This window comes from Sphingomonas sp. UYP23, assembly GCF_054059235.1.
Map to the genome: position 1 here is coordinate 1625001 of NZ_JBSSBX010000001.1, position 12465 is coordinate 1637465.

General features: G+C 66.8%; 10 protein-coding genes (1 of these 10 cut by a window edge). 4 read left to right on the top strand and 6 right to left on the bottom strand.

Going from position 1 to position 12465, the window contains the following annotated elements; genetic code table 11:
- From ACVWYO_RS08075 to hisS, 6 genes are all read right to left on the bottom strand, one after another.
- On the bottom strand, window positions 1-1453 hold the 5' portion of the coding sequence (locus tag ACVWYO_RS08075) for a DUF4139 domain-containing protein (protein WP_457349705.1). The gene continues 62 nt to the left of window position 1, outside the view; the window shows 1453 of its 1515 coding nt (coding positions 1-1453); the start codon lies at window positions 1451-1453; its stop codon lies beyond the left edge, outside the window.
- A gap of 17 nt (window positions 1454-1470) precedes the next feature.
- Complete coding sequence (locus ACVWYO_RS08080) at window positions 1471-2877, bottom strand: DUF4139 domain-containing protein (RefSeq protein ID WP_457349707.1); 1407 nt, start codon at window positions 2875-2877, stop codon at window positions 1471-1473.
- Between the two features lie 158 nt (window positions 2878-3035).
- Window positions 3036-4109, bottom strand: a complete 1074-nt coding sequence (locus tag ACVWYO_RS08085) for a DUF4167 domain-containing protein (protein WP_457349709.1) — start codon at window positions 4107-4109, stop codon at window positions 3036-3038.
- Between the two features lie 544 nt (window positions 4110-4653).
- Window positions 4654-5553: a peptide chain release factor N(5)-glutamine methyltransferase gene (gene prmC / locus ACVWYO_RS08090; RefSeq protein ID WP_457349711.1), complete on the bottom strand. Its 900-nt coding sequence runs from the start codon at window positions 5551-5553 to the stop codon at window positions 4654-4656.
- A 67-nt stretch (window positions 5554-5620) separates the two neighbouring features.
- Window positions 5621-6694 carry a peptide chain release factor 1 gene (gene prfA / locus ACVWYO_RS08095; RefSeq protein WP_140850964.1) on the bottom strand — a complete coding sequence of 358 codons (1074 nt, stop codon included), beginning with the start codon at window positions 6692-6694 and terminating at the stop codon, window positions 5621-5623.
- Complete coding sequence (gene hisS, locus ACVWYO_RS08100) at window positions 6691-7941, bottom strand: histidine--tRNA ligase (protein ID WP_457349714.1); 1251 nt, start codon at window positions 7939-7941, stop codon at window positions 6691-6693. The genes prfA and hisS overlap by 4 nt, the downstream gene beginning before the upstream one ends.
- 325 nt (window positions 7942-8266) lie before the next feature.
- Here hisS and ACVWYO_RS08105 point away from each other — a divergent pair, with 325 nt between their 5' ends.
- From ACVWYO_RS08105 to ppa, 4 genes are all read left to right on the top strand, one after another.
- Window positions 8267-9094, top strand: a complete 828-nt coding sequence (locus tag ACVWYO_RS08105) for a sulfite exporter TauE/SafE family protein (protein ID WP_457349716.1) — start codon at window positions 8267-8269, stop codon at window positions 9092-9094.
- A 60-nt stretch (window positions 9095-9154) separates the two neighbouring features.
- Complete coding sequence (locus ACVWYO_RS08110) at window positions 9155-9802, top strand: DUF1345 domain-containing protein (RefSeq protein WP_457349718.1); 648 nt, start codon at window positions 9155-9157, stop codon at window positions 9800-9802.
- Window positions 9803-9888: 86 nt separating this feature from the next.
- Window positions 9889-11799: a M61 family metallopeptidase gene (locus ACVWYO_RS08115; RefSeq protein ID WP_457349720.1), complete on the top strand. Its 1911-nt coding sequence runs from the start codon at window positions 9889-9891 to the stop codon at window positions 11797-11799.
- Between the two features lie 42 nt (window positions 11800-11841).
- Window positions 11842-12417 carry an inorganic diphosphatase gene (gene ppa / locus ACVWYO_RS08120; RefSeq protein ID WP_457349722.1) on the top strand — a complete coding sequence of 192 codons (576 nt, stop codon included), beginning with the start codon at window positions 11842-11844 and terminating at the stop codon, window positions 12415-12417.
- Window positions 12418-12465: the final 48 nt, after the last annotated feature.

The following is a 12465-nucleotide window of genomic DNA, read 5'->3' on the forward strand; positions in this document are numbered from 1 at the left end:
CCCAGACCAGTTTTCCGTCGGTACGCGTCAGTATGCTCGTCGATTTCGACACGCGCGGTGCGATCTGCGGGTCGAACTGCGCCTCGAACCGGACGGGATGGGGATTGGCGTTGCGCACCGTCAACGCAACACCCTCCCATGCCGCACCGCGATTGGCGCCGCTATCGGGTGTGGTCGTCTCGAGCGTCACCTGCGTCGCGGCGGCGAGCTTGACCTCGACCTGTTCGCCGACCGCCTTGTCGTCGACCGCGCCTTCGCCGATCAGCAGTGCGGCGGGGCCGCGCGGCTGGAACAGCGCGACCCGCCCGGCGGGAAGCGGCACGCCGAGCCCTGCCTCGCGGCGATTGCGCGCGCGCAGCGTGAGCTGGGGCGGGCCGGCCGCGCCGCTCTCATCGATCGCCGCGACATAGATGATATCGACCGGGACGGCGTGCCGGTCGAGCAAGGCGACCTGCTTCTGCGCCAGTGCCGCGACCGTCGTGCGATCGGGCACGCGATAGAGCTTGAGGTCACCGAGATCCTCCTGCGTCACCAGGCGCGGCGCGCTCATCCGCATTGCGGTGACGACGATATCCATCGCTTCGGGCGCGGGCGGCGGCGGCGGCGGTGGCGGCGGCGGTGCGAAACCGTCGGACGATTCGATCGCACGCGGAAAGCATTGGAAGCTGAGCGGCGCGCCCCCCCGCCCGCCCAGATATGGCGCGCGATCGTCGCGCTTGACCCGTCCGGCGACGACCATCGTCTCGGCATCGGCGAAGCTGGTCGAATCGCCGCTGGCCAGCGTGACCCAGGCGAGCAGATCGGCACTGCGCCCGTCGCCGCGCAGCGTCGCGACGTAATTCGCCTGCCAGTCGAACCCCCAGGCGAGGTACGACAGCGTGATCGTGACGCTCGTCGCGCGCGGCGATTCGAGCGCGACCGACAAGGTCGGCTTGGCAGCGACGCCGGGGGGAACGCGGTCATAGACCAACGCCCCCGCGCCCGCCGCACAATCGACCGCTAGGAAGCCGTCGCGCGTCTCGAGGATCGCCGCGCCATCGGGGCCCGATCGGATGACCGCGCTTTCCTCGACGATCCGCTTGGCGATGGTGCGGCGGATCGTGACAGGGCGGCCGAAGCTGCCGGCGTACAGGCTGCGCGGCGAGAGCAACGCGGCGTCGAGATTCTTCTCGCGAACGCCGTTCGGCAGGCCGGTGACGATCGCGCTTTCGGGGAGGATCCCGGCGGCGACGCCTTCGAAGCGCAGCGTGCTCGGCCCGGCCGGGATCGTCACCCGCCGCTGTTCGGTGATCAGCGCATAGCCGCGCAGCCAGCCGCGCTCGATCGGCGCCACGGCGGCGCGATCGGGCGCGCGGTAGATCGTCACCGCGACCTTGTCGGGCGCGGGCAAGACGGTCTGTGCCGCCACGCCGCTCGCGACAAGTCCAGCCAGCAGCGCCGTCAGCCATCGCACCGCGTGGCGCATGCCGCTCAGAACCGCGTGTCGAAAGTCGCGGTCACGCTCGCCGTGCCATTGGCCGGGACGCGAACCTGCCACACCGCCTCGTCGGCATCGATACGCTCGCTCGGCTGGCTTTCGGTGAGGATGCGGGTGTCGTGCCACCAGCTGTCGAGCCCGTCCTGCGCGACTTCGACGACCGCCTCATTCGCGCGCGCATTGGTCAGCGTGTAGCGCATCGTCGTGCGCCAGCGATCCGCCGAAATCCGCTCGCGCTTCTCGACCACCGGCAGAATCTTCACATCGAACGCCTCACCGGTCTTGAGCGCAAGCCGCGAGCCCATCGGGGTGTGCGGGATCGCGCTTTCGCCAATGAATTGCGGCGCGCCCCGCGCATCGCGCATATAGACGCGGACGGTGCCGGCGGGGAGCGCATCGCCCAGGCCACCCTCGCGCGACGAACTGAATTTGAGCACGGTGTCGACGCTCTTCGCTTCGCTCTGCGTCGCGAGCCAGGCATTGCGGTAGAAATAGGTCTTGGCGGCGGGCGTGCCGGCGACGTCGAGGAAGCTGACCTGCTTGGTCTGCGCATCGGCGATCGTGGTCCGCTCGGCGAGCGGATAGAGGTAGAAATCGCCGAGCTGCTCGCGATTGGCGGTTTCGGTGCCCGGCTGGTTGCCGCGCGGGCTGGTCGGGCGCCCATAAAAGCGCGGGCGATTGGGCTCCTCGGTCCCGACCGAGCCCGCGACGAGCAGCGTCTTGGCGGCGGTGAACGTGGTTCCGCTGGTGTTGGAGAGCGTGATCCAGCCCTGCACGTCGAGCTTGCCGACCTTCTCATCGAACAAGGCGACATAATCGGCCTTCCAGCCGAGCCCGCGCGAGAGGTAATTGAGCGTCGCCGGGCGGCTGCCCGCGGCTTCGCTGTCGAGCGTGACCGACAGGGTCGGCCGCGCGCGCAGATTGGGCGGGAGCGTCGGGAAGATCACCCGGCCGCCCATCCGGTCGAGCACCTCGATCCGGCTGCCGATCTGGACGATCGTGCCGCCATTGTTGGCGAGCACGCGCGCTTCCTCACGCGTTTCGGCGCCGGTCGCGGGGTTGGTGCGGACGAGCGTGACGGTCTGGCCGACCGCCTTGTCCATGAGCTTTTGTGGGGAGAGCAGGTCGTAATCGAAATTCTGCTCGACGATGCCGGCGCCCGACGTGGTCAGCGTCACCGTTTCGGGGCGGATCGCGGCGGAGACGTCGGCAAATTCCTGGCGGCTGCGGCCGCGCGGGAGCGCGAGCTGGCGCGTGTCCTGGATCAGCGCGAGGTCGTTATTGTAGATCGTCACCGCGACGTCGCCTTGCGCCGAGCGGGGGACGGAGGGAGATGGAGCGTCCTGTGAGCCGGCAAGCGCGGGGAGCCACAGCATCGTCGTCGCCAGCCAGATCCGCATATCGCCGCCCCCGTTTGTCGTTTCGGGATAGGCTAGGGATATAACAGCGCGGTTACAATCCGTTCGCCCCGGTCACGGAAGCGGCGAACGGGGCCAGACGGGTCTTTCGTCCGTCACCGCTGGCCTGTGCCGGGGTGACGGACGAAGGATCGATCGGATCACTCGACCGTGGTCGTCGCATTTGCGGGCGGGCGGCCGCGACGGCGGCGCGGCTTTTCGACGACTTCGCCTTCATGGCCGAGCTCGGGCTCGACCACCGCCGAGACGTTGAGCGACGGCGGCAGGCGGTCGGCAGCGAAGCCGTTATCCTCGAAGGCGGGCTCGTCCGACTCGGTCAGGACGGCAGCCTCGACCACCGGTGCGACTTCGCGGCGCGGACGGCCGCGGCCGCGGCGGGGTGCCTCGGCGACGGGTTCGACTGGTGCGGCGGTGTCGAGCGGGAGTTCCTCCGCGACGGGCTGCGCTTCGGCGACGGGCTCGGGCGCGCGCGCCACACGCTCGGGACGCTCGTAGCGCTCGCCACGCGGCTGGCGCTCGGCGCGCTCTTCGCGGGGCTGCTCGGCCTGAAGGTCATAGCCGCCCTCGCCGTTGCCGTTGCCGTTCACGCGACCGCGCGGACGGTCCTCATAGCCTTGCGCGCCTTCGCGCTGCTCGGTGCCGTGCTGCCCATTGGACTGTCCGTTTGCCGCGGCGTGATGTGACTGGCCGTTCTGCGCATAGCCGCGATTGCCGTCCTGACGATTGCCGTCCTGACGATTGCCGTCCTGGCGGTTGCCATCCTGGCGCCCATCCTGACGATACCCGTTCTGGCCGCCGCGCTGCTGATCGCCGCGCGGCTGATCCTGGCGATTGTCCTGGCGGGGCTGCTGCTCGATGACGCGCTCGCCCTCGTCCTCGTAATCGGGCTCGTCCTCGTCGAGCGTCGCGCCCTGGATCCGCTTGGTCGAGACCGCGCCGCCATTTTCCTCGAAACGCGCGCGCGTTTCGGCGAGCACGCGGAAATAGTGATCGGCGAACTGGAGGTAATATTCGACGTTGACGCGGTCACCCTGCATCTGCGCGTCACGCGCGAGCGTCTTGTATTTCTCGAGCAACTGCGCGGCATTGCCGCGGGCGCGATTGTCGATGCGGTTGCCGGTGTCCTGACGACCCGGATTGCCACCACCACCCGACGAGCGCTGCTGCTGCCCGCCACGGCCGCGACGGCGGCCGGCCTGACGATTATTGATCAACGTCTTGTTGTCCTGTCCTTGGGAACCAACCTGGTCACGCTCCAGAAATATGGATGCAAAGCCCCCATGCGCTGCCGCCGACCATCGGCGATACGCGCTTGCCAGCGTCGCCGGACGGGGCGACTGCATGACGAAGGAGACGGGCAACAGCCCATTTTCAACCGGTTATGATGAAAATGCGTGCCCCTGTGCTGTGCAATAGCGTCTCGAAGGGCAATCTCCAAGCAGAATATTGCGGTGATCGACCGCATGGTCACCCGACGGAACGCCATAGCCCTGACCCCACCGAAAGGGTCGAGCACTGTAGACCGTCGAGCGGCAATTTCAGTTTTGCTTGTTTCCAAGTCTATTTCGGTGGAAAAGCGATTCGGGTAGGTAGACCGCGCGAGCGTCCCTTGTGGAAGGGGCACGCCTTCTTGGTGGAAAACAGTCTACCTACCCGCCATCGCTCGCCTTGGACCGCTGGCAATAGCGACCCAATAGGCCGCTGCCGATCTTTGTATTCTACCTTAAACAAATAGCCAACCATGAAGGCGGGCCACTTTCAGGCATTGGTCTCGCGGCCCGTCACCGCGATGGTCGCGCTGTGAGTTGCGACCAGTGCGCGCGGATTGCCGCCGAGATCGTGGTGTAGCGCGACCGCGAACCCCTCGACCACGAGCAGCGCGGTGACCGCGGGCGCCTGCGTCGATCCGATCTCGAGGATCGCTGCCCCGCCCGGCGCAAGCAACGCGGGGAGTTGCGGCACGATGCGGCGATAGTCGTCGAGGCCGTCGGCGCCGGCGAACAGCGCCATGCCGGGTTCGTGCACGCGGACTTCGGCGGGGAGTGGCTCGTCGGTGCCGATATAGGGCGGGTTGGCGAGGATCAGGTCGAAGCTGGCGTCTATCCCCGCCGCCCAGTCGCCGGTTTGAAATTCCACGCGATCAGCGAGGCCGAGCGTGGCGGCGTTGCGCTTGGCATAAGCCAGCGCCTCGGGCGAGGCGTCGACACCGAGCCCGGTCGCGCCGGCCCATTGGTCGAGCGCGGCGAGCAGCAGCGTGCCGGGGCCAGTGCCGAGGTCGAGGATACGGCGCGGCGCGCCCTTGCCGAAATGCGCGAGCGCGGCGTCGAGCAGCGTCTCGCTGTCGGCGCGGGGCACGAGCACGCCGGGCCCGACCGCAAGCTCGATCGTCCAGAAGGCGCGGGTGCCCGTGATATAAGCGATCGGCTCGTGCGCGAGGCGGCGCGCGAGCAGCGGGCCGAAGCTATGCGGGGTGGCGGAGTCGAGCCGGTTGAGCAGCAGCTGTTCGCGCGCGATACCGAGCGCGTGCGCCATCAGGAGTTCGGCGTCGAGCCGCGGCGTTTCGCTGATGTCGGCGAGAAAATTCGTGGCGGCGGCGAGCGCCCGCCGGATCCTCCCCTCCCCTTCAGGGGAGAGATTGGGGGTGGGGCTGAGGCTCACCGGGTCCGGCGCCTGGTCCTTCCCCACCCCAACCCCTCCCCTGAAGGGGAGGGGCTTTTCGGCCTCCTCAGCCATCGAGGGCGGCCAGCCGCTCAGCCTCATCCTGCGCGATCAATGCGCCGACGAGTTCATCCATCTCGCCCTGCAAGATCTCCGGCAGCCGGTGCAGCGTCAGGTTGATCCGATGATCGGTCACCCGCCCCTGCGGAAAGTTATACGTGCGGATCCGCTCCGAACGATCCCCCGACCCGACCATCGATTTCCGCGCGCCCGCCCGCTCCTGGTGGAGGCGGTCGCGCTCGGCTTCATACAGCCGCGTGCGCAGGACGCGCATCGCCTTGGCCCGATTCTTGTGCTGCGACTTCTCGTCCTGCTGGATGACGGTGAGGCCGGTCGGGATGTGGACGATCCGCACCGCCGAATCGGTGGTGTTGACCGACTGCCCGCCCGGCCCCGACGAGCGGTAGACGTCGATCCGCAGATCCTTGTCGTCGATCTTGACGTCGACCTCCTCGGCCTCGGGCAGCACCGCGACGGTCGCCGCCGAGGTGTGGATCCGCCCCTGCGCCTCGGTCGCCGGGACGCGCTGGACGCGGTGGACGCCGCTTTCGAACTTCAGCTTGGCGAACACGCCCTTGCCCTCGACCGAGGCGATCGCTTCCTTGAAGCCGCCGCTTTCGGACGACGAGGCGGAGATGAGCTCGACGCGCCACCCCTGCGCTTCGGCATAGCGCTGGTACATGCGGAACAGGTCGGCGGCGAACAGCGCGGCTTCGTCGCCACCGGTCCCGGCGCGGATTTCGAGCATCGCGGCGCGCTCGTCGGCGGCGTCGCGCGGCAGCAGCGAGAGCGCGAGCGCGCGCTCGGCGTCGGGAAGCGTATCGCGGATCGTCGCGATCTCCTCGCGCGCCATCAGCTTGATCTCGGGATCGCTCTCCTCCTCCATCGCGGCGAGCACGTCGAGTTCGGCACGCAACCGCCGCACCTCGCCCGCCGCACGCGCGATCGGTTCGAGCTCGGCATAGTCCTTCGAGACCTGGACGAAGCGGTCGGACGGCAGGTCGCCCGACGCCATCAGCGCCGACAATTCGTCGCGCCGCGCCTCGATCTGCAGGATGCGTTCGGGGGAGATCGAGGTCATGCTATGGCGTTGTAAATGGGATCAAGGATAGTTCTGAAGCTCTCAGAATTGAATACCCCTTTATGGCCGCGTTCAACGAGGCTGGCTTCGCCGTCTTTTCGCGAGAGTACGACGGTCCACGCCGGATTCATCTTGAGAGCCTTATCGTATCGCTTCTTTGGACTACCAGCCACCACTACGGCCGACGAATATCCAGCTCGGCGCAATTCCGCCGTCATTTTGAAAGCGGCAAGTTCAAACTCGTCAGCTTCAGCGACGACGACAACGTCCGGCGTCTCGGCCGCAGGCTCTTCCAGCAGCATCGCGAGCCGCTCGATCCCGGCCGCCCAGCCAACGCCCGGCGTTTCGGGGCCACCGAGGCTCCCGATCAAGCCATCATAGCGCCCGCCCGCCAGGACAGTACCCTGCGAACCGAGTCGATCAGTGACGAACTCGAACGCGGTATGGCGATAATAATCCAGCCCGCGCACCAGCCGCGCGTTGCGCGTCCACGCCACGCCCGCCGCATCGAGCCCTGCCGTCACTGCGTCGAAGAAGGCGCGCGCCTCCTCCGTCAGATACGCGTCGATATCGGGCGCGCTGTCCGCCACCGGCCGATCGCGCGGGTCCTTCGAATCGAGGATGCGCAGCGGATTTTTGTCGAGCCGCGCGAGGCTGTCCTCGCTCAGCACGTCGCGATGCGCCTCGAAATGCGCGACCAGCGCCGCGCGCCACGCATCGCGCGTCTCGGCGTCGCCGAGCGTATTGAGCTGGAGCGTCACGCCGTCGGCAATGCCGAGTTCATGGAGCAACTGGTCCGCCAGCACGAGCAGTTCGACATCGGCGGCGGGCTCGGCCGCGCCGATCACCTCGGCGTCGATCTGGTGAAACTGACGGAAGCGCCCCTTTTGCGGGCGCTCGTAGCGGAACACGGCCCCGTGCGTCGCGATCTTGAGCGGCGCAAATTGCTGCCAGCCCTCGGTCAGATAGGCGCGCGCGATACCCGCGGTGAATTCGGGGCGCAGCGTCAGCGAATCGCCGCCGCGATCCTCGAAGGTGTACATTTCTTTCGACACGACGTCGGTCGTCTCGCCGAGCGAGCGTGCGAACACGGCCGTGCTCTCGAACACGGGAATGTCGACGCGCTGGAAGCAATAGAGCCGGCGGACGCGTTCGAACGTCGCGACGACATGCGCGAAGCGGCGCTGCTCCTCGCCGAAGATGTCCTGCGTGCCGCGGATGCGCTTGGGGGTTTCTGTACGGGCCATAAGGCTGCGTTCTCTATGCGAGCGTCGGGGCAAGCGCCAGATGGTTGTGCGAGGGGCACCTCCCCGCTCTGAACGGAGCGGCCGGGATCGGTCGGCCGAGCGCGTGGGCCGACGCCGCCACGGGCCCGCCCACTTCTCGATTTCCCTCCTTGCAGGCAGCAGACAAAGTGGGCGCTTGACACCCCGTCCGCTGCATCGCAGCATCAAGGCAATGGGGGCGACAACAGCCCCTTTTCAGCAGCCGCAGGATCTCACCGCCTCGTTTCGGAAAGGCCGTCATGCGTCCATTGATCCTGCTCGAATCCCCTATCAACGGCTCTCCGGCATGAGCCTCGTCCTCGCCTGGGCGCCCGCCATCCTCGCCATGCTCGCCGCCGGATTGTTCGCGGGCTTCGCCGCCGGTCTGTTCGGCATCGGTGGCGGTTTCGTCGTCGTTCCCGCGATGATCGCGCTGCTGCCGCTGCTCAGCGGCGCGAAGGGGGAATATACCCATGTCGCGATCGGAACGTCGTTCGCGACGATCGTCGTCACCGCGCTCCGCTCGACGCTCAGCCATCACAAGCGCGGCGCGGTCGATTTCGAAATCCTCAAGACCTGGGCGCCATGGATCATCCTCGGCGTCGGGATCGGCGTGCTGCTGGCACAGCGCATGACCGGGCAGACGCTCACCTTCATCTTCGCGGGCGGAATCGTGCTGATGTCGATCAACTTCCTCGTGCCAAAGCTCGCGCGGCGCCAGGTCAGCGATACGATGCCGACCGGCCTGCCGCGCGCGGCGATCGCTGGCGGGCTCGGGCTGTTCTCGTCGTTGCTCGGCATCGGTGGCGGCACGGTCGCGGTGATCGTGATGACGCTGTGCGGGCGCACGATCCACAAGGCGATCGCCACCGCCTCGGGCTTCGGCTTCATCATCGCCGTGCCCGGCACGATCGGCTGGATCCTGATCGGGCTCGGCAAGCCCGGCCTGCCGGTCGGCTCGCTCGGTTATGTCAACGTGCTCGGCGCGGTGGTGATCACCTCCATGTCGATCCTCACCGCACCGCTTGGCGTGGCTGCCGCGCATGCACTACCGGCCGAGCCGTTGAAGCGCGTGTTCGGCGTGTATCTCCTTTTCATTGCCGGCGTGATGGCCAATCGCGCGCTGCATATGTGACAGAAACGTTATGTTTGCGCGAGCATTTCGCGGACCGCAAAAGCGCGGTAGCACGCTCGCATGAGCCTGAACCTCGGCAAGAAAGTCGCCCCGCCCCGCTTCATCCTGTTCACGGTCCTGTTCGTGGTCGGGCTGTTCGTCGCGATCCCCCCGCTCGGCTGGGGGCGCGGCGCGATGGCGGCGTTCGACGCCGCCGCCGCGGTGTTCCTGATCGCGGTCTCGACGCTGCTCGGCCACGGCGAGGCCGACAGGATGCGCAAGACGGCGCAAGACAACGATGCCAATCGCGCCGGGCTGCTCGTGCTCACGGGCGTGACGATGCTCGTCATCCTCACCTCGGTCGCCAAGGAACTGCAGGGCAAGACCAGCATTGCCGCGACCGTGCTGGTGATCGCGACGCTGGTGCTCGCCTGGCTGTTCTCGAACACCGTCTACGCGCTCCACTACGCGCATCTCTTCTATTCGGACTGCGACGATGACGGGCAGGATTCGGGCGGGCTCGATTTCCCCAAATGCGCCGAACCCGATTATTGGGACTTTCTCTATTTCAGCTTCACGCTCGGCATGACCTTCCAGACCTCCGACGTCGAAATCTCGTCGCGGCGGATGCGGCGCGTATCGCTCGGCCAGTGTCTCGCGGCGTTCGTGTTCAACATCGGCGTGCTCGCCTTTACGATCAACGTGCTCGGCAGCAGCAGCGGATCGTAGCGGAATCGCGCGGCGAAGGGGTGGACGCGGGGCGAATCAGCGGCGTAAACCAGCCCCAGCCGCTCTTCCCAAGAAAGCTCCCCTGCATGATCCGTCGCGTCGCGTTCACCGCCCTGTTGCTCGCCACCACCGCATCGCCGGCGCTGGCCGAAAATTCGAAGCCGCAGCCGGTGCCCATCGTCGACACGATTCCTGCGGCGCGCGACACGCCCTTCCCCGGCACGATCAGCCTCGACATCGACGCCACCGACACGACGCGCGGCATCTTCACCACGCGCGAGACGATCACCGGCGTCAACGCGGGTCACATGGTACTGCTCTTCCCGAAATGGCTGCCAGGCAACCATTCGCCGACCGGCCAGCTCGACAAGCTTGCGGGCCTCCACATCCGCGCCGGCGGCAAGGAGGTCGCGTGGACGCGCGATCCGGTCGACGTCTACGCCTTCCACATCGACGTGCCGGCGGGCGCGAACAGCCTCGACATCGACCTGCAATTCCTCTCGGCGACCGCGGGCGACCAGGGTTCGGTGGTGATGTCGCCGAACATGCTGCGGCTGCAGTGGAATTCGATGAGCCTGTATCCGGCGGGCTATTTCACCCGGCAGATTCCGGTCAAGGCGGTGGTGAAGTATCCCACCGGCTTCACCGCCTCGTCGGGTCTGCCGTCGAAGGCGAACGGCTCGACCTATGCGTATCAGCTCACCAATTACGAGGTGCTGGTCGATTCGCCCGTCCTCGCCGGGCGCTATTACAAGCAGTGGCCGCTCTCCCCGCGGGTCAATCTCGACGTCTATGCCGACACCGCCGCCGAGCTCGTCGCGACCCCCGAACAGATCGACGCGCACAAGCGGCTCGTCGACCAGGCGGTCAAGCTCTACGGCGCGCAGCATTACGACACCTACGAGTTCCTGCTGTCGATTTCCGACGTGATGGGCGGGATCGGGCTCGAGCATCACCGCTCGTCGGAAGACGGCGTCAAGCTCGGCTATTTCACCAAATGGAAGGACGGCCCGGGCTCGCGCAACCTGTTGCCGCACGAATACAATCACAGCTGGGACGGCAAGTTCCGCCGCGGCGCCGACCTGTGGACTCCCGATTTCCGCATGCCGATGCGCGGCAGCCTGCTGTGGGTCTATGAAGGCCAGACGCAGTTCTGGGGCTATGTGCTGCAGGCACGCTCGGGGATCGTGTCGAAGCAGGACACGCTCGACGGCTATGCGGCGATCATGGCCGAGCTCGACAATCGTCCGGCGCGCAACTGGCGCGACATGGTCGACACGACCAACGATCCGACGATCTCGCAGCGTCGCCCCAAGGGCTGGACGAGCTATCAGCGCTCGGAGGATTATTACAACGAAGGTCTGCTGGTGTGGATGGAGGTCGATTCGATCCTCCGCCAGCAATCGGGCGGCAAGAAATCGATCGACGATTTCGGCCGCGCCTTCTTCGGCCTGAACGACGGCGATTATGGCGAGGTCACCTATACGTTCGACGATGTCGTCGCGACGTTCAACCAGATCCAGCCCTATGACTGGGCGGCGCTGCTGACCAAGCGGCTGACCGAAACCGGCGCCCGCGCCCCGCTGAAGGGCTTCGAGGCGAACGGCTACACGCTGATCTACACCGAGGAGCCCACGCTCGCCTTCAAGAATGCCGAAGCCGCGCGCAAGAACACCAACCTCACCTTCTCGCTCGGCCTGACGGTCGACAAGGAAGGCAAGCTCACCGGCGTCGGCTGGGACTCGCCCGCGTACAAGGCCGGGCTGACGATCGGCGACAGCATCGTTGCAATCGACGGTACCGCTTTTTCCGACAGCGCGCTGAAGGGCGCGGTCACCGCCGCCAAGACGCGCAAAACGCCAATCGTCCTGTTGGTCAAAAGCAACGACCAGATCAGCCCGGTCAGCATCGACTATCACCAGGGGCTGCGCTATCCGCACCTGCAGAAGATCGGCACCGGCGAAGGCGGGCTGGACCGGTTGCTGGCGCCGCGATAAGGCCGATCCGATCCGATTCCCTACTGCACTTAAGGACATAGCATGCGTATCGACATGATCCCGGTCGGCAAGGGCCCGCCGGACGACCTCAACGTGATCATCGAGGTCCCGACCGGCGGCGAGCCGGTCAAGTATGAGTTCGACAAGGCATCGGGCGCGCTGTTCGTCGACCGCATCCTGCACACGCCGATGCGCTATCCGGCGAATTACGGCTTCGTGCCGCACACGCTGTCGCCCGACGGCGATCCGCTCGACGCGCTCGTCGTCGCGCGTTCGCCCTTCATCCCGGGCTGCGTCGTGCGCGCACGGCCGATCGCAGTGCTCAACCTCGAGGACGAAGCCGGCGGCGACGAGAAGCTCGTCTGCGTGCCGGTCGATTCGACCTTCCCGTATTACTCGAACGTCAACGAGCGCGGCGACATGCCCGAGATCGTGTTCGAGCAGATCGAGCACTTCTTTACGCACTATAAGGACCTCGAGAAGAAGAAGTGGGTCCGCGTCGGCAAGTGGGGCGACCGCGACGAAGCGCGCAAGGTCGTGATCGAAGCGATCGAACGCTATGACGCCGCCAAGGCCGCAGGCGATCCCGCACCGGGCCTGGTCGCACAGGAAGACTGAGCCGCTTGAGCCCCTCCCCTTCAGGGGAGGGGTTGGGGTGGGGCCGTC